The organism is Methylobacter psychrophilus (assembly GCF_025583945.1).
In the GTDB taxonomy this organism is placed as follows: Bacteria; Pseudomonadota; Gammaproteobacteria; order Methylococcales; family Methylomonadaceae; genus Methylobacter_C; species Methylobacter_C psychrophilus.
The window spans coordinates 15,499-38,196 of record NZ_JAOEGU010000030.1; the positions used below are offsets into that span (position 1 = coordinate 15,499).

The window sequence follows — 22,698 nt, forward strand, 5'->3', positions numbered from 1 at the left end:
TGAACAAGCCCATGCTTTTTTGGCAAGGCACTCTTGAGTACAACTGCAGACGCCAAATTAAGTGTGCCTGCGCTTCAATTTGCAAAAATATTGCCTGTGCACACCTAAAATAGTCAGCTGCCATAGATAACCATCACTTTATTTCAAAGGCGCATGGATACTGACATATCAACTTACAAAACACTCTCTCTATCTCCTGAATGATAAATAGCGGTGAATTTACCTCCGTTCTCTAGCATACCGTAAAGTCCTTTAGCTCTGATAATAGGCATCCTGCTCACTCACCAATGATAATACGGTGCATCGACTTGGGAGCCCCATATGTCAGAAGAAAGTGATCTCGAAAAAACAGAACCCGCCTCGCAGCGTCGTATTGATAAGGCTCGCGAAGACGGTGACGTTCCTCGCTCCCGAGAACTGGCTACCTTTACCGTATTAATTGCCGCTACACTCGGCTTTTGGATATCAGGGGACGCCATGGTAGAGCAACTCAAACACATGCTAACCAAGGGTTTAAGTTTTGAACGCGCCCAAATAATGGACCCGTCCCAACTAGGGATCGGAATTGCGCAGCAACTGATAGATTTACTATTAGCCTTTGCACCACTAGCCGGACTACTAATGTTGGCAGCGCTATTTTCGCCCATGCTGATTGGCGGTTGGTTGTTTAGCGCAAAAGCACTGGGGCCTAATTTTGGCAAAATGAACCCGATGACAGGCTTGGGTAATATGTTATCCATCCGTGCACTGGTCGAACTACTCAAAGCCATCGGTAAAACATTATTGGTCAGTTTTGTGGCTTGGGCTGTGGTTACCTCACAATTTGATGCCATCTTTGCATTAATCGCTCAGTCACCTGCCGTGAGCAGCGTGCGCCAAGGGCATTTATTATTAATATGCTTTACCGCGTTAGTTGGGGCTCTGGCAATAATTGCCTTAATTGATGCCCCTTATCAAATGCTGCATTACGCAAAAAAACTGATGATGACACGCGAGGATATCAGACAAGAATCCAAAGAATCCAACGGCAACCCGGAGATCAAAGCGAAGATTCGCGCCCAACAACGGGCAATGGCACGTAGACGTATGATGGCCGATGTCCCAACCGCTGACGTGGTAGTGACAAATCCAACCCACTATGCGGTTGCCTTAAAATATCCTGAAAACGCCAATCACGCACCACTGGTCATCGCAAAAGGGATGAATGAAGTCGCCGCAAAAATTCGTGAGCTTGCCCTGGAACACAAAATTGTCTTAATGGAAGCGCCACCACTGGCCCGTGCACTGTATAGCCATGCCGAACTGGGCGAAGAAATTCCTGCACCGCTTTATGCTGCTGTGGCTCAAGTGCTTGCCTATGTTTTTCAATTGCGTGCTTGGCGAACCCATGGTGGACCTGCACCGCAATTACCCGAGCAAATATCTGTCCCTCCCGGCATGGATACCTTGGAAACCATCAATGATGATTCCGGCAACGCTATCAAACCCGGAGTACTATCGTGACATTACCTGGCTGGCTTGCACAGGTTAACGGTAAAGCACTGGCAGCACCAGGACTGGTTGTCGCCATGCTGTCGCTAATGGTGTTACCGGTACCTGCATTCGTGCTCGATATTTTTTTTAGTTTCAATCTCGCCTTATCCATTATCGTTCTGTTAACAGCCCTGTACACAATCAGGCCTCTTGACTTTATGGCCTTTCCAACGGTATTACTCTTTACTACCATGTTGCGCTTATCGCTCAACGTCGCCTCGACACGTATTGTATTAACAGAAGGGCATAACGGCCCCGATGCCGCCGGTAAAGTTATTGAAGCTTTTGGTCACTTCCTGATTGGCGGTAACTATCTGGTCGGTGTCGTGGTTTTTACCATTTTGACTATCATTAATTTTGTCGTAGTTACCAAGGGAGCCGGTCGGATTGCCGAAGTGGGTGCCAGATTTGCCCTGGATGCAATGCCGGGCAAACAAATGGCGATTGATGCCGATCTAAATGCCGGCCTGATCGGCGAAGCAGACGCGCGCACACGCCGTAAAGAAGTTTCACAGGAAGCGGAATTTTATGGGGCCATGGATGGTGCCAGCAAATACGTACGAGGGGATGCTGTGGCAGGTATCATCATTGTCGTCGTGAATATGGTTGGCGGCTTACTGGTCGGTGTAATCCAGCACGAACTGGATTTTTCAACAGCAATTGCAACTTACACCATGCTTGCCATCGGTGACGGCCTGGTCGCCCAACTACCCTCCTTGATTATCTCTGTAGCGGCCGGTGCTGTAGTATCGCGTGTAGCGAGCGATCAGGATATCGGTAGCCAGTTAGTGACGCAATTGTTCATGAAGTCTCAGGTTCTTTATATAACGGCTGGTATTATTGGCGGACTGGGATTAATCCCCGGCATGCCACATCTGGCTTTTTGGATGCTGGCATTATTGATTGGGGGTTCTGCCTACTATTTTAAACACGTCAGGCAAACAGAACCTGAAGTAGACACAGCCGAACCTGTTATATCACCAGACATGAAAGAAGTGTCCTGGGAGGATGTACTACCTATCCAAACATTAGGGCTCGAAGTCGGCTACCGACTCATTACCTTGGTTGACAAAGGCCCGGGAGCAGAGTTATTAGGTCGTATCAAGGGAGTTCGGAGAAAGTTTGCTCAAGAAGTAGGTTTTCTGCCACCCCCTATCCATATTAACGACAATCTGGAGTTACGTCCGGCGGCCTATCGTATTACGTTGAAAGGCGTCGAAATCGGCGTCGGCGAAGCACATCCCGGTCAATTTCTGGCCATTAACTCCGGCATCGTAACCGGCACCTTACCGGGCACTCCAGTCAACGACCCTGCCTTTGGTCTGCCTGCCGTATGGATTGATGCCCAACTTCGCGAGCAAGCTCAAGCCATGGGTTATACTGCCGTTGATGCCAGCACCGTCGTAGCGACTCATCTAAATCATTTAATGTCACTACATGCTGCCGACTTACTTGGCCGTCAAGAAGTACAAGCCCTGCTTGATCATCTGGGCAAAGTCGCACCCAAATTAGTTGAAGATCTGGTTCCCAATCTATTACCTCTAGCCACACTACAGAAGTTACTACAAAACCTGCTGCTTGAGGACGTTTCCATCCGCGATATGCACACCATTATAGAGACAATAGCAGAATACGCTCCCCAAAGTCAGGATGCGAATATCTTGACAGCAGTCGTACGAATAGCACTGGGACGAGCAATTGTCCAACAAATTGCACCAGGAACTATGGAATTACCGGTAATGACGTTAGATAACCGCCTTGAGCAACTTTTATTACAAGCGCTGCACAGCAGCGGCCCTGAAGGAGCCGGTATTGAACCCGGACTGGCCGAAACACTTGCCATACAAACAGCGAAAAGCACACAACTACAAGAACAACTAGGTTATATACCTGTTCTGTTGGTTCCGGCACCACTGCGAGTTATGTTGGCACGTTTTCTGCGCCGCAACTTACCCCAATTAAAAGTTTTATCTCATGCAGAGTTACCCGACTCTCTTACCATTAAAGTCACTAATCTTGTTGGAGCATTAGTATGAAAATTCAACGCTTTTTTGCCTTGACAGCTCGCGAAGCCTTGAGTCTTGTACGTGAGGCTCTGGGCCCTGATGCGATCATACTGTCAAATCGCAATGTTGCCAACGGAGTAGAAATTCTTGCTTCTGACGAGAGAGGCTTCAACTCGGCAGTTGAGGAATCGCAAAGCCCTACCCCCATATTGAAAAAAGCGGTACCGAACCAAGCTGCACCAAAGACCACGGCTACATCTGCTATCGTTCCTGACAATGACATGAACCTTATCATGAATGAAATCAAGGCGATGCGTGGATCCTTGGAGTCCCAAATTGCGCTACTAACATGGAATGATCAGCATCAACGCTATCCGTCAAAATCCGGAATTTTGCGGGAGCTGGTAGCGATGGGCTTTAGCGCCAGCCTGTCGCGTTATCTCGCAAAAAATGCTCCCCTGGATAAAGATATAGAACAAGGGCTTGAATGGGCCAAGGGTATTCTCTTACGCAATTTATCCGTGCTAAAAAACGAAGATGAAATCCTTGATCAAGGTGGTATATACGCACTGGTTGGCCCGACCGGTGTTGGTAAAACCACGACGACAGCAAAGTTGGCAGCACGTTGCGTGATGCGCCATGGCCCAAGTAAACTGGCTTTAATTACCACTGACAGTTACCGGATTGGCGCTCATGAACAGCTTCGAATTTATGGCAAGATCTTGGGCGTCATGGTTCATACGGTCAGAGATGAAGCGGATCTAAGAATTGCACTGGATGAACTAAAAAATAAGCACATCGTACTTATCGATACCGTAGGTATGAGCCAACGAGATCAGATGGTCTCAGAGCAAATTGCCATGCTGTCGGGCACACGGATGCCCATCAAACGACTACTCTGCCTCAACACCACCAGCACTATTGAAACGCTTAACGAAGTAACCCTTGCCTATCGGGGTTCCGGACTTGCCGGCTGCATCCTGACCAAACTGGACGAAGCGGTCACGCTCAGTAATGCGCTGGATGTGGTGCTTAGATACAAACTTAAACTCTTTTATGTAGGAATCGGTCAGCGCGTACCTGAGGATTTACAAATGGTGGAGCCTGACGGACTATTGGAACGAACCTTCGAACACCGGCATTCGCGAAGTGCTACCCGCTACGAAGACCATGAATTGGCAGTTTTAATGGCTTACGAAGCGACGCGCCAGAACTCTGATATGGAGAACTTTAATGTCACATAATCAGGGTTTGGATCAAGCTGCCGGCTTACGACGAATGCTGGGACCGGGTACGATACGCATGATTTCGTTTGTCTCGGCAGTGTCTCCCGCCCAAAAGAATCAGCTTTTACAAAATCTTGCCGCCGCACTGGTGAAAGTAGGGAGTGAGGTTCATTTACTTGATGCAAGCCAGTCACCGGAGGGCATCAGTTCTTGTGCCGCAGCACCCGCACCCGTTTTCCTTTGTGATATTAACACGACTCAGAAACTGGTGAGTCAGGAACAAAACCAGGGTATCTATATGAGCAAACTATCACGCGAGCCAATAAAGCAAATGACTGACCAGCCTAAGGACTTGGAAAATCTATCCGCAGCATTACGTGAACTCAGCCCAACGAGCGGCTTCTGCCTGATAGATACGCAAATGGATAACGATAATCCTTTCATGTTATCTGAAGTGGCTGCCGGCGATGTTGTTGTACTGGCAACTAATACCATCGACTCCATCAAGTCTGCCTACTTGCAAATAAAGGAATTACATACTCAACTGGGGCGCAGGTCTTACCAATTACTGGTAATTAATGCTTCACCGGATCAAGCGGCAAAGATACAGCAGAATATGAGCCAAGCCGCCAATCTTTTTCTGGCGGTACCGTTAATATCGCTGGGATGTATCCCGTCCGATGAACATCTGTCGCGGGCCGTCCAACTCGGACGATCAGTCATCGAAGCTTTTCCCATGGCAGCCGCTTCAATCGCATTTAGAGAGATAGCCACACGACTGGCTGACAAGCCAATGAGTATTAACGCTCCGTCTTCAAAGCCAGACAACCATTTTGCAAAAATGGAGGCATAACTTATGTACGATGCGAAAGGCCATGCAGCCAAGGAACCGATTCTTGATGAGCATATTCTGTTGGTTAAAAAATTGGCATATCAACTCAAAGCCAAATTGCCTGCCAATATTGACGTAGACGATTTAATTCAGGCAGGCATAATCGGCCTCCTCGATGCGATGGGCCGTTATGAAAATACCCGACAAGCACAATTTGAGACCTATGCAACCCTACGTATACGCGGTGCCATGGTCGATGAGTTAAGATCCATGGATTGGACGCCACGCAGTGTCCGTCAGTCTATGCGGAAAATTGAAACGGCGATAACCGAAGTACAACAAAAAATAGGACGCACCCCCACTGAAAATGAAATTGCCAATAAACTCAATGTCTCTTTGGCTGAGTATCAGAAAATGCTGGCTAACGGTATCGGACATCAACTATTTTATTTCGAGGACTTTACCAATGAAGATGACGGCGAGCATTTTCTGGATCATTTTCATAAAGAATCGTCAGCAGATTCCTTACAGGATCTTATTGACCATGGCTTACAGGATGCCTTGGCCCAATGTATTGAAGGGCTCCCCGAACGGGAAAAACTATTAATGGGCCTCTATTATGAGCAAGAGCTTAATCTTAAGGAAATCGGGGCGGTAATGGGAGTCACTGAATCTCGGGTGTCGCAATTGCATAGCCAGGCCGTCGCTCGTATACGGGATATTCTCAGGGGGCAAAAATGGATTGGGGAAGCTTAGCCGGATTAATCCTTGGCCTGATAGCAATTATTTTGGGTCAGTGGGTCGAAGGCGGCCAAATAGGCTCGCTGATTCAGCCAGCTCCGCTAGTAATCGTCGTAGGTGGAACCTTTGGCGCAGTATTACTACAGAACGGACTGGGCAATCTGGTTCGTGGTGTGCGCATGCTACGTAGCGCTTTTGTGCCGCAAGCTGATTTTTATCCGGCCTTAACCAGTACCATTCATTCCTGGAGCACTACTGCCCGGATTGAAGGTTTTTTGAAACTTGATGGCCACATCAGCGCCCATCCAGATCCTTTTATAGCCAAAGGTCTACGTCTTGTCGTGGATGGCATTGACGAGCAAAAAATTCGTGACATCTTGGATATTGATATTACCAGTTATGAACGTGAGCAACGCCATGCCATTAAAGTTTGGGATGCCGCTGGCGGCTATTCTCCAACTATTGGTATTTTGGGTGCGGTACTGGGTCTCATCCATGTCATGGAAAATCTGTCTGATCCGCTAATGCTTGGCAAAGGCATCGCCGTAGCTTTTGTATCGACCCTTTATGGTGTTGGACTTGCCAATCTGGTTTTTATACCCATCGCCAATAAGCTTAAAGGGCATCTTCAGCTTGAAATTCTTAAGCGTGAAATGCTGGCTGATGCTTTCTTGTGTATCAAACAAGGTGAACATCCCCATTTGATTCAGGAACGCATGAGCAGTTATTGGCATCAAGGGCACTAAGATGGCACGTAAACCCTACCATGAAGAACCGGAGCAAAACGACCGCTGGCTGGTATCCTATGCTGATTTCATCACGCTGCTATTTGCCCTTTTTGTGGTGATGTACGCCATGTCATCAACGCAGGGTATAAAATTTAAACAATTGTCTTCATCACTGAGTCAAGCATTAGCCAACAGAGAGCCTGATCAACCCCCTGCCACTACCCTTCAGCCAATGGCTTTTAAACCAGCTGATATCATGCTGGATAATCCTGATCCAGACAAAGTCGTCCTGCTGCCATTAACAGTTGCAATGCCCGCTCCTGTGCCAATGCTTATGCTGATACCCGATCCAACAGCGTTGATCGAGCCGGTTATCGAAAACCCGCCCATGACAACCGATGAGATAAAACATCAGACCGAGCTACGCCAAGAAAAAGTAAAAATGAAAGACGTTGCCAATCAATTGGAGCTACGTCTTGCTTCGCTAATCAATCAGGACAAAGTACGAATCACTGAGTCCAGCCGTGGTATCAGTGTAGAGATCAATGCCAGTATTTTATTCGCTCCGGCCGATGCTGTTTTTAATTCAGATTCAAAATCGATGCTAACACTGCAGTCCATTGCCGACGTTCTTACCAACCAGCCTTACCTCATTCATGTGGAAGGCCACACGGACGATCTTCCCATTAACACGCAGCAATATCCATCAAACTGGGAGTTATCATCGGCACGCGCCGGCAGTGTCGTGCGGCTTTTGATTGGTATGGGTATCCAAAGTCAACGATTAGCGGCTATCGGTTATGCCGCCAACCGACCGATAACATCGAATGACAGCGCCGATGGCAGATTGCGTAATCGACGGGTACAACTGATGATTCTTAACGATGCCGAGTCTGGCGATGCCGCCATTGATACGCCGGTATCCATGCCAATGGATACCGCCTCAAAAAACCTACCCTCTGATTTAATCAGCGATGATTTAAATACCCTGGTACTACCCCCTTATGAAGGCGAATATCCCAACATTTCTACAATGCCCGACAATAGATAAAATGACATTATCAAAAATAGAAAAATCATTAAATGCACAGTAAACTTTTTATAAAAACCTTGGCGCTGATAGCACTACTGGTATCAACCAAGGCATGGTCACTGGAAAGTAGTGATATTCAAACTCGTTCAGCGCTTGACCAAAAATCGGCTAATGGCATCCAGTTACAGGGAGGTGCCAAAGATAATTTAACGAATACGCAACAACAAAATGCTGGTAAAACACCAAACCCGGCAACATCCGGCATCACTGAACCCGTTGAAAATAACGCGATAGTTAACCCAAAACCTCGCACACCCAAGCGTAGCATCGTAGCAAAACGGAGCACCGAAAAGGAAGTGCCTCAACAAAATACCACGGTAACTGCAGATCCAGCCATCATTACCGAAGATAAAGCTGCCAGCAACAAGGCTGTGGAAATGGAAGCACATCTCAAGCAACTGGAGCAACAAATAAACACGCTACAAAATGTGCAAAGTGTGCAGCAAAATGCCGAGAAAGTTGCCGAGCCAACAACAGCTCCTTTGGCAACTGTTTTAGAGTCCTACGCTCTTCCTGCCATTGCCTTTATCATAGGAATTATCAGTCTATTAGGCTGGCAGAAATGGCGTAACAAGGAGCCTAAGGAAAGTTTTTATACGGAGACAGCCAAAAGTTCTTCGCCATCAGAACCTGTTGATGCAACACTCACTCCCGTCATAAAAGCAGAGGCAACACTTGAGTTTCTGGCTGAGCTAAACATCTTAAACGCCAATCAAAACGCGGTTAATCTGCTAACCGAAGTCGATATTTATATCTCTCATGGATACTACCAAAAAGCCGAAGAATTGCTTCGTCGGGCTATGCAACAGCAACCCATCCGCGATGAATATAAACTTAAACTCTTAAAAACCTATTACACCAGTGGCAATAAAAGCCAATTTGCAAACTACATCAATGAACTCGACGATGCCGGCAAACTTAAGGAGCATCCGTTTTGGAACAATATTGCCGATATGGTTAAAGTGCTTATTCCCGACTCACCCTTATTGACAACCCATAAACCCGCTGTTTCAGAGCAAAAACAGCAAGATCTAAATCAGCGACTTGCACAAGAAACTCTTGATGACGAATTGGAATATGATTTTGATTTTTCCGAACCGCCTGTCGCCAAAAAGTACAAACGCTAAGCTGCGATTGTTCACGTAGTGACACAAAAGCTGTCGGTCCACGAAAAGCACGAAAGACACGAAAACAGTTAAATAAGCTCATATCGATGCTTGATTATCCGAACAGGATGACTTAAGACGATAGGTTTGTAGAGCGGGCAACGCTTTTTTGTCAACCAACACGCCAAAATGCAGGCACAAAAAACCATCCAACCCCGTACAGGATTGGATGGTTTTTGTTGAGCTTTTTAATACCAGCAGTGCATTATCAGCGTACCACGTCATGGTATCGGCGTACCACGTGATGACCTGCGCGTACCACATAAAGATTGGCGAGCACGACTTCCTCACCTTTCTCCCGATGATCAATCGGAGATTCTGGTCCCCTTACATTTTTACCCTGCCTGAACTAAACGGCTAACCATGCCTAACGAAACTTTTTGGATAACGGTAAATATCAAACGTTTGGAACGGGGTTACAAACCGCGTCCCGCGTTCGATACCAGTAGTGCTGCATTATTGGCGTGGGCACAAAAGCAAGGCTCACTCTATACCGCCTACAATAATTTAATCAAAGCAGCAACAGCACTAACGGCTATCACCATTAATGTACCCAATTTAATAGTCATGCGCTGTTCAAGTTGGATAAATTTACCATCAAAACGTTCGCAGAGTCGCTCTTCAAGATGCTTAATATCGTCTTTGGTCGCAATTTCCTTAAGGTTAACTTCAAATATATCAGCCAATGCTTCAGCCTCAGCTTCTGCATGCTCAGGAAGCACTCCGGCAGATTTTAATTTATTGGCAAACCTTAAGGTATCAAAGGTAATTGTTGCCATAAAATGCTCCATCAGATTAATTATTAAGTTAAGTTTATCATAGTCAGCAAAACATATTCGAACGACTCTCGGCGGGACGGGGTTTATAACCCCGTCCCTTACGTTTTTAACCTGCCTGAACTAAATGGCTAACCATGCCTAACGAAACTTTTTGAATAACGGTAAACATCAAACGTTTGGAACGGGGTTACAACCCCCGTCCCGCGTTCGCTGACCCGATTGATTCACGTTTTTAAGACTTGCAAATTCTTGCGGTTATACAAGTTCCAGTAACCGCCCATTTAATGCCAGTAGCTGGGGTATATGTTGGCGTTAGAATAATGGTTTCACCCGATAAACCTAGAACGGGAGCACCAGAAGCGCCCACGGCTGTTGCAGTAATTACACCTGCTAAAGTTGCAATAGAACCAACATATTTCCCAGCCGAACCTGATACAGTAATATCTGCCGGAATACCGTTTGAACCTGCCGTACAGTTAGTAACAACGCCTTGATCCTGTGCGCACACTTCAACCGCGGTTTTAAGTGCTTGAGTCGATTGAACTACTTCCGTGAATTTTGCATTCTTTAGATAATCCTGATACGCCGGAATCGCCACCGCCGCCAAGATACCAATGATCGCGACCACTATCATTAATTCGATCAAGGTAAAACCTTGTTGTAGTTTTTTTACAGGTAATGTATTCATGAGTAAATCCTCTTTAAGTTAAAAAAATCACACCTTGGATAAAGGTAAAAGTGTTGCCGAGCTTTCGGCAAATTATCATTCCAGGTAAAGTTTGGCTTGGGAACAGCTACACTATAATTTCCATGAATATCCTTTTTAAAAAACTCTCCTGAACATAGACGTAAGGCTCAGGAGAAAATCAATCCTTAAGGTTTCAATAAGGAAAATTATTTCACAAGCCTCATAGTACAGTTATTAAAACAAATCAATATCTTTAAGAAAAATAAAACTGGATTTATAGCACATTCTATTTAATTGCGTCCATCTGAAAATATTATTTTTTACTTAAAAAATGCCGCTAAAATAATTAAGCTCATCAAAAATTGCGGCCATCATAAAATACTGCTTAAAAAATCCCTGCCATATTGATGACTCTCATCTATACTCTAAAAGAAACACAATCGCCGAAAACAAGTATTGTAATGCCCATATTATTTAATACACTTTTACATTATCGCTTTTCCTGAGTAGACCCGTTGATGATCGAAAGCTTTAAAATACAACCCAGCCTGCTAATCGTCGACGATTCAACTTGGGATATGGATACGTTGGTCTCCGCCTTGGCTGAATACCGCTTGTTTACTGCTACAAACAGTGTGCAAGCACTAACTATTGCTGTTAGCGTGCAACCGGATTTAATCCTGCTGAGTATTCGACTGCCAGGAATGGATGGTTACGAGATCTGTCGGCAACTCAAACAGCAAACCGATACCCAACATATTCCCGTTATTTTCGTTACTGATCTAAATAATGAAGAACATGAAACCCAGGGCTTTTCTGTAGGCGCGGTAGATTATATTACCAAGCCGATACAACCCAACATTATTCGTGCGCGTGTGGCAGCCCAGTTACAGCTTAAAGCACATCGTGACAGCTTGGCACTAACGGCAGACACCGATATGTTAACCGGCATCCCCAATCGACGTCATTTTGAAACGGTCGTACAAAATGAATGGAATCGGGCCTTACGTTATGATAAACCACTCAGCCTTATTATGGTCGATGTCGATCACTTCAAACGTTACAATGACTATTATGGACATGCTGCCGGAGACGATTGCTTAAAAGCGATTGCCGACAGCTTCGTCAGCAACATACGTAGAGCCAGCGATATGGTCGCCCGCTTGGGTGGCGAGGAATTTGTTTGCCTGTTACCGGAAGTCCCTCGGGAACAAGCCATCAACCTGGCCGAGCAGATACTGTTCAGTATCCGTGACTTGGGCATTGCCCACGCCGACTCCCCGGTTGCAAACCATGTCACTGTCAGTCTGGGACTGGCTACGCTAAATCTGGATCAGCACAAAACCTGGCAAAACTTGCTGCAACATGCTGATGTTGCACTTTACCAGGCTAAACATGAGGGACGTAATCGCCTCATTGTTGATCAACAGATGTCTTAATCAGCTTCCTTGTTAATTCGCAATACCAGCGCCGCTACTGTTGCCTCAAGACAAGGCAATAATTGTTCTGCCAGTACCAATGCCGCTGCCAACTCGTTACCATGACTGGATGCCTCCATATCCACGGCTAACGCATGTAAAGGCCAGGCACCCAACAATGCCACACCGCTTTTTAAAGTATGGGCTTCAAAGCCCAACGCGGTTAAATCCCGCTTATCTACAGCACGCTTTATAGCGTCGCGGCGCTTTAGCAACTCAGCCATGGACAACTGTAACAGCTGAGGGGCACCAACCATACTGTAATCATCGATAAATTGCTGCAACACCGCTTCATCCAACAGCTCGACACTACGGGCAACCGACTCGACAGTTATATTTGATTCAACAGTTACACCTGGCGCTACGCGACCGCACCATTGCGCTACCAAAGCCAACAAGTCTTTTTTACCAACCGGCTTGGTGACAAAACCGTTCATCCCCGCCGCGAGGCACGTTGCATTATAGTCTTCAAAAGCATGAGCCGTTATGGCGATAATCGGCACAGTAGCCGCCGCACCACCCAACTGACGAATACATCGTGTAGCTTCCATACCCGTCATGTCAGGCATGGATACGTCCATAAAAATCAAATCGTAACGGGTAGCTGATACCGCTTTAATAGCAGCAGCACCACAATCAGCGATGTCGACACTATGGCCGCCTTTATGCAACATAGTCTTGATCATCAGTTGGTTAATCGAACTATCTTCTACCAATAACAGGTGAGCGCTTGGCAATGCCAAATCTTCCGATGATAAATCTGTAAACAAAAGCAAAATTTTCTCCTTTACCACTACCGGTTTATATGAGGATCAAGCTGCACAATGTGCCCGTGATCATCAAAATAAACGCTAATCATCGACACATTTCGACATTGTTGCAATTCATCGACCTTGACTTGATAAAACGCACACAGCTCGGTGTCACTAACTATTTTATGCACTGAGGGCAATAGCGCCCTGCTCCGTAAACGTCGATAAAAAATCCAGATCAGCCAAAGCGCCAGCATAATCAGCAAAGTTACGACGTAAATTTCCATGAGTTCCAGCAGACTTTTATAACCGCCAAACCAGCGCATTTCATTGATCATCTGTTTATCCCCCAGCACCCAACTACATAAAGTAACCAAGGGAACCAACAAGTAAATCCACATCACCCAACAAATAGCCCAGGTAAATAAAGCACCGACCCGTTTTTGCAAGCTTTGTAACTGCGGCGCATTAATAATATAGTCTTTCATTTATGACGCAAGCCTCTATCGACGGTAACCCATATTGCCCGCTGCCCACGCTTCTTTTTTATCGCCCTGATCGAGCCAACAATCGTGGTCCCGACATTGATCAACCAGTAAACAAGGGGATACCAGACCATCCAGTAATAGTAGCGTGCGACACCACCGGTTTTGGATTCGTAATGTGAATCTATAAACAGACTGACGCCAAACTGTATCAAACAGGTCAGACTAAGCAACATACTGGTCCAGCTAGGGCTTAAATCATGTAACGATTGCCTGGTTGATTCAGTCACTAACTCTACCGGTATGTAAAGCAGATGTACCAGTATCAAAAATGCCCAGATGATGCTGATTAAGCATTCACCATACAATAACCACATGCCACGCGATGACCAGCGAAACAAGGCGTGAAAATAACGCAGCAATACTTCCGTTCCACCCTGGGCCCAGCGCACTCGTTGCTTCCACAAGCCTTCCAGGGTTTCCGGCATCAATACCCAGCATAAGGCGTTGGCTTCAAAATAAATAGACCAGCCAGCCAACTGTAATTTCCAGCTAATGTCGATATCTTCCGTGATCATATCGTTACTCCAAAAACCCACATCGTACAAGGCGGATTTACGAAATGCCGCTATAACCCCCGACACGGTAAATACTTTACCGTAAGACCGTTGCGCCCGCTTGATCATGCCAACAATGGCAGAGAACTCGCCGACCTGAATACGGCCCAATAACGTTGAGCGATTGCGTATGCGTGGATTACCCGTGACAGCACCAACATTGGGATTATCAAGAAAATGTCGCACCATCCAGGCAATGGCTTCGGGTGCCAATAACGCATCGCCATCAATACAAATCAAAATTTCGCTGTTGGCCAATAATGCCGCCGTACGCAAGCCCATGGCCTTACCCTGGTTGGTAGCCAAATTGATCACCCGAAGCTGGGCGTGTTGCAAGGCCAACTCTTGCAATATCGCCAGCGTGTTATCTTTACTGCCGTCATTAATGGCAATAATTTCAAACGCCGGATATTTCTGCCGTAGCAAAATTTCGATAGTTTCACGAACATTTTCCCCTTCGTTATAGCAGGGTACCAAAATAGAAACGGGAGGATAATCAGTTAACTCAGGCAAATGTTCGCTATCAGCCTGCTCATGCCATTCATAGCGGAAATAAAAAATAATCGCGCCAAACATCCAGATATAAGCCATAAACAAAGGGTAGTAATAAATAAATCCTTCGGTAAGACCATTTAGCGGTTGCCATGCCAGCACAAAATAATGCCATTGGCTTTGGAGTATGGCAAAAATGTTCTGCAATGAAATATTCATGGTTTATTGTGACTATGGCCGGGCATGCAGCGAAAAATGTTGTTGTAAATCTGCCAAGCGCGGCTGATCGGTAAAAACATTGTCAGGATAATAGCCAATGTGCTTTACACCTGTTTTTTTCAATAATTCCAGCTGCTCAATAAATACCGGCATGGGGATTTTTTCCTGGGTTTTCCAGTTGACTGCTTGCAGCTCAAATACGGTTTTTTTAAGACCTTCCGGGTATTTAGCCGCCGCTTTTACCAATTGTGTGAGCCACTGCAAGGGCTTTTCGGCCTCTTCCATAAACGGCATGGCTTCAATGGCCACATAATCATAATGCGTTAAAAAGGACTGATAGGACTGCGCGTACCATTCTTCACTGTAGGGTTTTAATAAAGGCAGTGCATAAAAATTACGCGCCGTCTTAATATCCGGTCGATAAATACGTACTCGACTCGCCAACTCATCGGTAAACTGGTTGATTAAATCGGTTTTATGTTGCGCCCAAGCCATACGCATCGCGCTGGTCGCATGCAACTGCCCAAATTGATCTGATAGCCCCCAAACCTCTTTGGTAAAACGTAAGGCTAATGGCGATACATCTTCGTAATCAGATAAAATCCCGTCATCATGAAACAAGATGCCATCAAAATTACAATATTTGGCCAAATCTTCGTAAATTTCAGCCACATACTGACGGGCTTCCGGGTTAAACGGTGATAGCCGGGTATAAATATGGCTGGATTTTTGTGCCTTGCCGTCTCGCCATTCCTGAATATACCAGGATTCCGGCGCTTCGCCCTTGTAGGCCATAATCGGCATCCAGGCATAAACCTTCACTCTGGCAACTGTTTTTAATTGCCAGGCAACCCGATTAAACAAATCCTGCGTTACCGGTAAATGTCGATTAGGAAAATATAACGCCTCGGCATTACCATCGCCATCAGGATCAGCATACGCCTGTAAATAAACCGTATTGATGTGCATGTCTTTAATGCGCTGTATCGCAATATCCAGATTACGCTCAAGTTGCTCAGGGTCTTTATCGTAAAGATAATCCATATCCAGATGCGCGACCCGTAAAGATCTGTCAGCACGCAAGCCGGTAACAATTTCTGCAAATTGTTTAACATCAGGATTATCTACCATAATCAAACGCCGCACGGCACTGATGTCTGCCAGCGTGTTAAAGCCATCCATCAGTCGCATGGTAATTGGCATTCCGGCTTCACGCGCGGCTTGCACGGCCATTTGATTATATTCCCCATACGGCCAAACCATAACCCGGGGCCTTACTCCGGCATGTTGAAAAATAAACTCGGCGCTTTTCAACAAAGCGGCATTAATACGTAAATGATATTCTTCGTCAGTTTCGTAAACCAGCATCGGATCGTCATAGATTCGGGTAACGGCCGCTGCCTGATTATTGCCTTGTGGATTACCCAGCACGCCTTTATGCAGGTCATAACTATGTGAGGCAATTTCTACCAGACCGGACTGCACCAGCTCCCTTACCTGTTCCCAAGTGAGTAATGGTTTACCCGGATCGTTGGCGGTGACGTTACCATCCATCCAGGTTCCCACCAAGGCAACTGTCGCTGAATAATGGTATTTTTTTAAAAGTGGAAAAATGTGAGTATAAAAACTCTGGTAGCCATCGTCAAAGGTCAGCAGCGCACCTTTAACAGGTAACTCAACCTTGCCTGCTGCTGCATCAAGAATATTTTGTATGCTGATAATCTGGTAGCTGTTTTTTTTCAACCACGCCAGATGCTCTTCAAAATGATCAATACTGACATCCATCGCGTTAAAAGGCGGCTTGGCGCCTTCCGCTCCAACAATATCATGATAATTAAGAACCAGAAACTGATGCTCTTTGGCTGATACAGTGCCAAAAAGACCAATCAGGAAAATCAAATAACTTAGTTTTTTAAAATAATTAACTGCAGTAACAGGGGTAAAAAAAGTCATGTCATCCAAATTGCAAAACCTACCAACGATATTGCGCACATTTTAACTGAAAAACGTATAAGCCAGCTTGAATAATGCCAGATGGATAAAAACAAATTGTACCCGAAAAATGGACTGTAGATTTTATCAAGCAGGCAATAACAGCTCAATACTACGAAAAACATCAGCAAACATGGCTTTGGTAAGGCGTTTGGTTTGTACGTTATAACGACTGGTATGATAAGAATCAATCAAGGTACGTCCACCCGGCAAGCTGTGTTGTGCATTATGGGCAAAGGCCGCACTACTCAACTTTAAGTTACAGGCTTTTAATACCGCTTGATGAGCAACCGTACCCAAAGCCAATATTACTGCCTGTTGCGGCAGGGTTTTTAACTCGGCTGCCAAAAATTGATTACATTGATTAATTTCGCCGCCTGTTGGTTTATTTTGCGGAGGCAAACATTTAACTGCGTTGGTAATACGACAACGCTTAAGTTCAAGGCCGTCTGCCAAGGACTCAGACAGTATTTGATTACTATAGCCAAACTCATAAAGCGCTTCATAAAGCAGCAAGCCCGCATAATCTTTGGTAAATGGCCGCCCGGTAGCGTTGGCCCCATGCATTCCGGGAGCCAACCCAACAATCAGTAAAGTGGCCTCTTGATCGCCAAAAGGCGCTACCGGCCGCGCATGATAATCAGGATATTTTTGTTTTACCTGACACAAAAAATCATCCAGCCGTTTACACTGCCGGCAATCCTGATCGAATATTTCTTTTGAATACATGTGGTTAAGGTAAAAGGCGAAAGGTTCAAGGTGAAAGGTAAGCTGTGTTAGTTCGGTTAACGCAACCCAGCTTATTCTCTGACTGGTTTCTTATCCAGTTTTCTTTGCAAGGTGCGTCTGTGCATGTTGAGTGCTCTGGCGGCGGCTGAAATATTACCGTCATGTTGCATCAAGACTTTCTGCAAATGCTCCCATTCCAAACGCTTTATTGATAAAGGATTTTCACTAATCAATACCGATGAGTCGCCTTCATTTTTATTAAGCGCACTGACAATTTCATCCGCATTAGCAGGCTTGGTTAAATAATGTATGGCACCAAGTTTTATAGCCTCAACGGCTGTGGCAATACTCGCAAAACCGGTCAGCATAACAATTTGCGTATTATCATCCAAAGAAATTAGTTTTTTTACCAGTTCCAGGCCCGATTCATAACCGATACGCAAATCAATCACGGCATACTCAGGTAAATTGTGCTCGGCCAGCAGCATTCCCTCTGTTACATTGGTAGCAACCAGTACTTCATAATTTCTTTTTTCCAGTGCCGATTTTAATACGCTACAAAATGTTTCATCGTCATCGACAAGTAACAGTCGGGGTTTATCCATTTCCAGGATTGTCATTATTAGTCTCTGTATTTAAAAGGGCAAGAGTGATTTCCACACAGGCACCACCTGAATCACTATTATAAAGGTTAATTTTACCGCCTAAGCGATTGATCGTGGAATAAGTGAGAAACAATCCTACACCTAATCCACGTTTTTTGCTGACTACCGGTTGTTTACCGACAAATTCAACGATCTCTGAAGGAAAGCCGGGGCCAAAGTCCCGAATTTTAAGCGTCATATAATCTAAATTCCACGTTGCATGAAATTCTATCCCCAATTCAATAGGTGATGCCTCGGCGGCATTATTTAAAACATTAATCAGCGAATGCGTCAACGTACGTTCAGCAATGATTTTAGCGTCTTTGGCAACATTGGGATCAATAAAAAAATTTAATTTTGCTCCCGGCTTGTGGGTACGCCACTGATTAATGACATCATCAATATAATCAGTCAATAATATCACTCCACCAGATTCGGCACGCATTTCACCTGCCGATGCCGACATGACCGATAACGCTTCCTTACAACGATTAATCTGTTGTTGCATAATCAACATTTTTTCGTGTAAATCCGGATAACGATGGCTTGGATACTCCTGTTCCAACTCGTGAGCGACGATCATAATAGTACCCAACGGCGTCCCCATGTCATGGGCGGCACTCGCGGCCAGTGTACCCAAGGCGACAACCCGCTCATCCCTTAAGGCATTTTCTCTGGCTTCAGCCAGGCTACGTTCCTGATCTCGCAAGGTTCTGGCCAGCTCAACAACAAAAAATGCGACTAAACCGGCGCTAAAGACAAAACCAAACCACATGCCAAACATGTGCAGACTAAAATAACTTTTATCATGCATGACATGCGCATTTTGCAGCATTCGGTAACTCTCCATATCTGAAATCTGCATCTGCGGATCAGGCATATGCGGCTCTATAGACGGTAGAGGAATATTAAAAGCAATTAACATCGTATACAGCGAGGTCGTTAAAATTACCATATACCAGGCATAATCCTGAGGCAACATGATAGCGGTAATAATAAGGGGTAACAAAAATACCCATGTAATTGGATTTGAAGCACCTCCTGTCAGATACAACAATACGGCAATAGCAAAAACATCAATGGATATTTGCGAAAAAATTTCCAGCTCGGTAACCGGAACATCCGTCTGTAAACGCATTGACGTATAAAGATTAACTGCACCCGTTGATATGACTACCAGCCAGAGCTGTTGCTCCGGTAAATTAATATGCAGACCATAGACAGATAAAACAATGAGTATTATCTCACTGAGCATCATCAGGTTTCTGAGAATAAACAGCCATTTGAGGTTTTGTCGATCAGAAATCTGTGATTTTGGTGATATGTGTGTGAGCATTTTTGGTAGCGTCGTTAAGAAATTTCAAGGAAAAGAGGTGTAAGCCATAAAGGAACAGGATTTTATCAGATACCTTTACGCGCCGCCTGCGGCAACAAATGACATCGTTCAAGGCATTGCCTCACTACCATTAAATTAAGCGCTGAAATAGCTTTTACATGGAGTACAAACCTAGGTTTGTACTCCAGCAGTCACTATATGATGGGGAGTCAAAAAACATGTTTTTTGATTCCTTATTTCTTAACTTAAGGCAGTGAGGCATTGCCTGCGCTGTCAGCCCCTAATCGAAATTAATGCCCAAACCACCTAGCCCACAGTAACCCATAGGTTCTTTGGCCAGATATTGCTGATGATAATCCTCGGCATAATAAAAAATACCAACCGGCATAATTTCTGTGGTTATTTCATTAAAACCTGCCAGGGTAAGGCAATGTTGGTAGTGCTCTTTTGATTCAAGCGCTTTATCCAACTGTTCCTGACCGTCAGTATAAATTCCGGAGCGGTATTGCGTCCCTCTATCATTACCCTGGCTCATGCCTTGGGTTGGATTATGTGATATCCAGAACAGGCGAAGCAATTGATCATAAGACGTTAATGCCGGATCATAAATAACCTTCACTACTTCGTTATGTCCGGTCAGTCCGGTGCATACTTCCTCATAAGTCGGATTGGGCGTATAACCACCACTATAGCCAACTGCCGTACTAAAAACGCCGGGGAATTGCCAAAATTTTCGCTCAACCCCCCAAAAGCAACCCATGCCAAACAGTGCCTGCTGGAGGTTTTCAGGAAAAGGCGGGGCAATGGGATTGCCCGTTACAAAATGTTTATTAATGATGTGTATTGGCGTATCTCTGCCAGGTAATGCTTGAGAGAGTTCGGGCAAAGTAAGCTTTTTTGATGAAAAAATCATGGCTTATGGTATTTTGGTAAGATAAATCAGGAAGAGTTACATTTTATCTTACTGGAATTTTTGATTATAACAAAGCACAGACTTTCAACGAGAAAATCATGATAGAGCAAGATTTATTACGCCGTTTTATATTTGAAGAGTTAGGCGTCAGAGGCGAATGGGTCAAATTAACAACGAGTTGGCAAGGAGCCAAACAGTATCAACAAGGACCTGAAAATGCCCAACTGCAGTTAGGACAAGCGTTGGCCGCCGTTGTTATGTTGTCGGCAACAGTTAAATTTAAAGGCTCAATGATACTTCAGGCACAAGGTGATGGGGACTTTAAAACGCTGGTTGCACAGTCGACCAATGATCAAAAAATACGCGGTTTAATTCGCAGTAATGATCATGTTCCTGATGGCTCATTGGAAACCATGTTTGGGCAGGGACGCCTGGTGTTAACAATTGAACCCGATAATGCCCAACCTTATCAGGGTGTCGTGCCGCTGGAAGGCAGTAATTTGGCCGAAGCCTTACAGATTTATTTTGAACAATCCGAGCAACTTAAAACCCGCCTGTGGTTATTTGCCAATGAAACCCACGCGGTAGGCTTATTAATACAGGAATTACCTTCGCAAGATAGCGAGCAGGATGATTGGGAGCGCATTGAAATACTGGCAAATACAGTCACAGAACAGGAATTACTCGAATTGGACTGCGAAGATATCCTGTACAAATTATTTAATGCCGAAGAAGTCAGACTATTTGATGCTGAACCGGTTAAATTTCAGTGCGTCTGCTCCCGTCCAAGAATTGAGAGAACCTTACGCGCTTTGGGCGAAGAAGAGCTGCAAGACATCTTAACCGAACAAGATTCCATTAAAGTCGGTTGTGAATTTTGTGGTGAGCAATACCTTTTCGATCGGGTTGATGTAGAAACCTTGTTGTCTGCGGAAAGCCTGCCTAATTCTTCTGAAACACGCCATTAATTACTGATAATATGAAACGATTTTTTCTATTAATGCTGTCCCTTTGGAAAGAACAACTAAAGCTCTATTTTGTTGCCGCTCTGATAGGTGCCATTATTGGCGTTGTGGTATTGGCACCCAGTTATGACTATATCGATTCCAAAGTACATACCGATAATACCACCTCTTCAATCGATTATATGTCGGGACAGTTTAAAGAGCTGTTAAATGGCAATGTTTTTCAAAATGATCTGATGCTGTTTTATGCAGAAATTGGCGCAATGCTGGGTTTATTGACCATCAGCATATACAGTTTTTTGCATGCGCGCTTACGGCGAATTGAGCTATTAAAAATAGAACTGCATAAAGATATCCCGTTAATCATTAAGCAAGGTGAAGGACCTTTATTGGAATTTAAGTCAACTTTTCGTTGGGACATGGAGCAATCCCGAACAAATCGGCAACTGGAAGGCGTAGTACTCAAGTCCTTGGCCGGGTTTCTTAATAGTCATGAAGGTGGAACATTGCTCATTGGAGTAGCTGATGATGGCCAAATTATTGGCCTGGAAAACGATTTCAAAACCCTAAAAAAGCAGAACCAGGATGGCTTTGAACAAACCATCATGACGGCAATCGCCGCTAACCTTGGCACCGACTTATGTACCCATATTAATATTTTGTTTCATGTCATCGAGGCTAATGCCATATGTCGATTGATTGTTTCGCCCTCAGACAGACCTGTATTTTTAAATCAGGGCAACACACTAAAGCTATATGTAAGAACGGGAGGTGGAACCCGCGACTTAAACATTCAGGAGGCACTGGAATTTTCACAATCCCGATGGAAGAGGACTCAATAGCCAATAAAGTAAGCTATTGCCATCCAACGGTGTTGTTACAACTATAGATTTTCAGATAAATAATTTCGATGCTATCGGATACCATCCCTTCAAGGGATGTTATCCGTGTAAGTTACACGGATTGTGTAGTGGAAATTTAATTTCTGAAAATCTATATAAGGTAGAAGCCTACCTATCCGATTCCTTACCATCGGTGGACTGATAATCGACGCTCTCTATTCAGACATAAAGCATTGCTCTATTGTGTCTTCCAGGTTCTGTTGACATTTCACCTCAGCCATAAAAGTACCAAGACTGCCCGAGAATAGGATCTGTAGCAAGGTGGAGCTATGTTAGTCACATTTTTTCATCATTTGAGGTAAATTAAACAAAAATGAGCAGAAAATGTGGCAAAAATAGCTTTTCCGCTATCGATTTTCTGTTCTCGGATAGCCTTCAGACA

General features: G+C 44.9%; 22 protein-coding genes. 11 read left to right on the top strand and 11 right to left on the bottom strand.

What is annotated here, in order from left to right; genetic code table 11:
• The first annotated feature begins 321 nt into the window (after positions 1–321).
• From flhB to N7974_RS13775, 8 genes are read left to right on the top strand one after another with little or no spacing between them, the layout of a single operon-like run.
• Positions 322–1,503, top strand: coding sequence for a flagellar biosynthesis protein FlhB (gene flhB / locus N7974_RS13740; RefSeq protein WP_262966171.1), 1,182 nt, complete (start codon positions 322–324; stop codon positions 1,501–1,503).
• Positions 1,500–3,569 (top strand): flagellar biosynthesis protein FlhA, encoded by a 2,070-nt coding sequence (gene flhA / locus N7974_RS13745; protein ID WP_262966172.1) that lies wholly within the window; start codon positions 1,500–1,502, stop codon positions 3,567–3,569. Before flhB ends, flhA begins: the two co-directional genes overlap by 4 nt.
• Complete coding sequence (gene flhF, locus N7974_RS13750; RefSeq protein ID WP_262966173.1) at positions 3,566–4,783, top strand: flagellar biosynthesis protein FlhF; 1,218 nt, start codon at positions 3,566–3,568, stop codon at positions 4,781–4,783. Before flhA ends, flhF begins: the two co-directional genes overlap by 4 nt.
• Positions 4,773–5,618: a MinD/ParA family ATP-binding protein gene (locus N7974_RS13755; RefSeq protein ID WP_262966174.1), complete on the top strand. Its 846-nt coding sequence runs from the start codon at positions 4,773–4,775 to the stop codon at positions 5,616–5,618. Before flhF ends, N7974_RS13755 begins: the two co-directional genes overlap by 11 nt.
• Positions 5,619–5,621: 3 nt before the next feature.
• Positions 5,622–6,353: an RNA polymerase sigma factor FliA gene (locus N7974_RS13760; protein ID WP_262966175.1), complete on the top strand. Its 732-nt coding sequence runs from the start codon at positions 5,622–5,624 to the stop codon at positions 6,351–6,353.
• The gene (locus N7974_RS13765; protein ID WP_262966176.1) at positions 6,335–7,084 is read left to right on the top strand and encodes a flagellar motor protein; all 750 of its coding nucleotides are present in this window, start codon (positions 6,335–6,337) and stop codon (positions 7,082–7,084) included. Before N7974_RS13760 ends, N7974_RS13765 begins: the two co-directional genes overlap by 19 nt.
• Before the next feature lies 1 nt (position 7,085).
• Positions 7,086–8,117, top strand: a complete 1,032-nt coding sequence (motD, locus tag N7974_RS13770) for a flagellar motor protein MotD (RefSeq protein WP_262966177.1) — start codon at positions 7,086–7,088, stop codon at positions 8,115–8,117.
• Positions 8,118–8,149: 32 nt separating this feature from the next.
• The gene (locus N7974_RS13775) at positions 8,150–9,286 is read left to right on the top strand and encodes a type IV pilus assembly protein FimV (RefSeq protein ID WP_262966178.1); all 1,137 of its coding nucleotides are present in this window, start codon (positions 8,150–8,152) and stop codon (positions 9,284–9,286) included.
• 78 nt (positions 9,287–9,364) lie between these two features.
• Here the strand turns inward: N7974_RS13775 and N7974_RS13780 are convergent, their stop codons facing one another.
• The 3 genes from N7974_RS13780 to N7974_RS13790 all read right to left on the bottom strand — a co-directional run bounded on the left by N7974_RS13780 (position 9,365) and on the right by N7974_RS13790 (position 10,792).
• Positions 9,365–9,550, bottom strand: a complete 186-nt coding sequence (locus N7974_RS13780; protein ID WP_262966179.1) for a hypothetical protein — start codon at positions 9,548–9,550, stop codon at positions 9,365–9,367.
• A 272-nt stretch (positions 9,551–9,822) separates the two neighbouring features.
• Positions 9,823–10,104 carry a hypothetical protein gene (locus N7974_RS13785; RefSeq protein WP_262966180.1) on the bottom strand — a complete coding sequence of 94 codons (282 nt, stop codon included), beginning with the start codon at positions 10,102–10,104 and terminating at the stop codon, positions 9,823–9,825.
• Positions 10,105–10,336: 232 nt separating this feature from the next.
• Positions 10,337–10,792 (bottom strand): pilin, encoded by a 456-nt coding sequence (locus tag N7974_RS13790; protein WP_262966181.1) that lies wholly within the window; start codon positions 10,790–10,792, stop codon positions 10,337–10,339.
• A 518-nt stretch (positions 10,793–11,310) separates the two neighbouring features.
• Between N7974_RS13790 and N7974_RS13795 the strand changes: the two genes are divergently transcribed.
• Complete coding sequence (locus tag N7974_RS13795; RefSeq protein WP_262966182.1) at positions 11,311–12,231, top strand: diguanylate cyclase; 921 nt, start codon at positions 11,311–11,313, stop codon at positions 12,229–12,231.
• Here the strand turns inward: N7974_RS13795 and N7974_RS13800 are convergent.
• From N7974_RS13800 to msrA, 8 genes are all read right to left on the bottom strand, one after another.
• On the bottom strand, positions 12,228–13,046 hold the full coding sequence (locus tag N7974_RS13800) for a response regulator (RefSeq protein ID WP_262966183.1): 819 nt from the start codon (positions 13,044–13,046) through the stop codon (positions 12,228–12,230). The genes N7974_RS13795 and N7974_RS13800 overlap by 4 nt on opposite strands.
• A gap of 17 nt (positions 13,047–13,063) precedes the next feature.
• Positions 13,064–13,510 carry a poly-beta-1,6-N-acetyl-D-glucosamine biosynthesis protein PgaD gene (gene pgaD / locus N7974_RS13805; protein ID WP_262966184.1) on the bottom strand — a complete coding sequence of 149 codons (447 nt, stop codon included), beginning with the start codon at positions 13,508–13,510 and terminating at the stop codon, positions 13,064–13,066.
• Positions 13,507–14,835, bottom strand: a complete 1,329-nt coding sequence (pgaC, locus tag N7974_RS13810; protein WP_262966185.1) for a poly-beta-1,6-N-acetyl-D-glucosamine synthase — start codon at positions 14,833–14,835, stop codon at positions 13,507–13,509. Before pgaC ends, pgaD begins: the two co-directional genes overlap by 4 nt.
• 12 nt (positions 14,836–14,847) lie before the next feature.
• The gene (pgaB, locus tag N7974_RS13815; RefSeq protein WP_262966186.1) at positions 14,848–16,788 is read right to left on the bottom strand and encodes a poly-beta-1,6-N-acetyl-D-glucosamine N-deacetylase PgaB; all 1,941 of its coding nucleotides are present in this window, start codon (positions 16,786–16,788) and stop codon (positions 14,848–14,850) included.
• 126 nt (positions 16,789–16,914) lie between these two features.
• A complete protein-coding gene (locus tag N7974_RS13820) occupies positions 16,915–17,556 on the bottom strand; it encodes a uracil-DNA glycosylase (protein WP_262966187.1) in 642 nt (213 codons plus the stop codon).
• A gap of 71 nt (positions 17,557–17,627) precedes the next feature.
• On the bottom strand, positions 17,628–18,176 hold the full coding sequence (locus tag N7974_RS13825) for a response regulator transcription factor (protein WP_243216875.1): 549 nt from the start codon (positions 18,174–18,176) through the stop codon (positions 17,628–17,630).
• Positions 18,154–19,536 (bottom strand): ATP-binding protein, encoded by a 1,383-nt coding sequence (locus N7974_RS13830; protein WP_262966188.1) that lies wholly within the window; start codon positions 19,534–19,536, stop codon positions 18,154–18,156. The genes N7974_RS13825 and N7974_RS13830 overlap by 23 nt, the downstream gene beginning before the upstream one ends.
• Positions 19,537–19,816: 280 nt before the next feature.
• Positions 19,817–20,449 carry a peptide-methionine (S)-S-oxide reductase MsrA gene (gene msrA / locus N7974_RS13835; RefSeq protein ID WP_262966189.1) on the bottom strand — a complete coding sequence of 211 codons (633 nt, stop codon included), beginning with the start codon at positions 20,447–20,449 and terminating at the stop codon, positions 19,817–19,819.
• 98 nt (positions 20,450–20,547) lie between these two features.
• On the opposite strand from msrA, the gene hslO reads away from it, so the two are divergent.
• Both hslO and N7974_RS13845 read left to right on the top strand, forming a co-directional pair.
• Positions 20,548–21,417, top strand: a complete 870-nt coding sequence (hslO, locus tag N7974_RS13840) for an Hsp33 family molecular chaperone HslO (protein WP_262966190.1) — start codon at positions 20,548–20,550, stop codon at positions 21,415–21,417.
• 11 nt (positions 21,418–21,428) lie between these two features.
• On the top strand, positions 21,429–22,256 hold the full coding sequence (locus tag N7974_RS13845; protein ID WP_262966191.1) for an AlbA family DNA-binding domain-containing protein: 828 nt from the start codon (positions 21,429–21,431) through the stop codon (positions 22,254–22,256).
• Positions 22,257–22,698: the final 442 nt, after the last annotated feature.

Bases quoted from the DNA above. Each gene is read 5' to 3' on its own strand.
- flhB (WP_262966171.1), top strand. From the start codon at position 322: ATGTCAGAAGAAAGTGATCTCGAAAAAACAGAACCCGCCTCGCAGCGT.
- flhF (WP_262966173.1), top strand. From the start codon at position 3,566: ATGAAAATTCAACGCTTTTTTGCCTTGACAGCTCGCGAAGCCTTGAGT.
- N7974_RS13755 (WP_262966174.1), top strand. From the start codon at position 4,773: ATGTCACATAATCAGGGTTTGGATCAAGCTGCCGGCTTACGACGAATG.
- N7974_RS13760 (WP_262966175.1), top strand. From the start codon at position 5,622: ATGTACGATGCGAAAGGCCATGCAGCCAAGGAACCGATTCTTGATGAG.
- N7974_RS13765 (WP_262966176.1), top strand. From the start codon at position 6,335: ATGGATTGGGGAAGCTTAGCCGGATTAATCCTTGGCCTGATAGCAATT.
- motD (WP_262966177.1), top strand. From the start codon at position 7,086: ATGGCACGTAAACCCTACCATGAAGAACCGGAGCAAAACGACCGCTGG.
- N7974_RS13775 (WP_262966178.1), top strand. From the start codon at position 8,150: ATGCACAGTAAACTTTTTATAAAAACCTTGGCGCTGATAGCACTACTG.
- N7974_RS13780 (WP_262966179.1), bottom strand. From the start codon at position 9,550: ATGACGTGGTACGCTGATAATGCACTGCTGGTATTAAAAAGCTCAACA.
- N7974_RS13785 (WP_262966180.1), bottom strand. From the start codon at position 10,104: ATGGCAACAATTACCTTTGATACCTTAAGGTTTGCCAATAAATTAAAA.
- N7974_RS13790 (WP_262966181.1), bottom strand. From the start codon at position 10,792: ATGAATACATTACCTGTAAAAAAACTACAACAAGGTTTTACCTTGATC.
- N7974_RS13795 (WP_262966182.1), top strand. From the start codon at position 11,311: ATGATCGAAAGCTTTAAAATACAACCCAGCCTGCTAATCGTCGACGAT.
- pgaD (WP_262966184.1), bottom strand. From the start codon at position 13,510: ATGAAAGACTATATTATTAATGCGCCGCAGTTACAAAGCTTGCAAAAA.
- pgaC (WP_262966185.1), bottom strand. From the start codon at position 14,835: ATGAATATTTCATTGCAGAACATTTTTGCCATACTCCAAAGCCAATGG.
- pgaB (WP_262966186.1), bottom strand. From the start codon at position 16,788: ATGACTTTTTTTACCCCTGTTACTGCAGTTAATTATTTTAAAAAACTA.
- N7974_RS13820 (WP_262966187.1), bottom strand. From the start codon at position 17,556: ATGTATTCAAAAGAAATATTCGATCAGGATTGCCGGCAGTGTAAACGG.
- N7974_RS13825 (WP_243216875.1), bottom strand. From the start codon at position 18,176: ATGACAATCCTGGAAATGGATAAACCCCGACTGTTACTTGTCGATGAC.
- N7974_RS13830 (WP_262966188.1), bottom strand. From the start codon at position 19,536: ATGCTCACACACATATCACCAAAATCACAGATTTCTGATCGACAAAAC.
- msrA (WP_262966189.1), bottom strand. From the start codon at position 20,449: ATGATTTTTTCATCAAAAAAGCTTACTTTGCCCGAACTCTCTCAAGCA.
- hslO (WP_262966190.1), top strand. From the start codon at position 20,548: ATGATAGAGCAAGATTTATTACGCCGTTTTATATTTGAAGAGTTAGGC.
- N7974_RS13845 (WP_262966191.1), top strand. From the start codon at position 21,429: ATGAAACGATTTTTTCTATTAATGCTGTCCCTTTGGAAAGAACAACTA.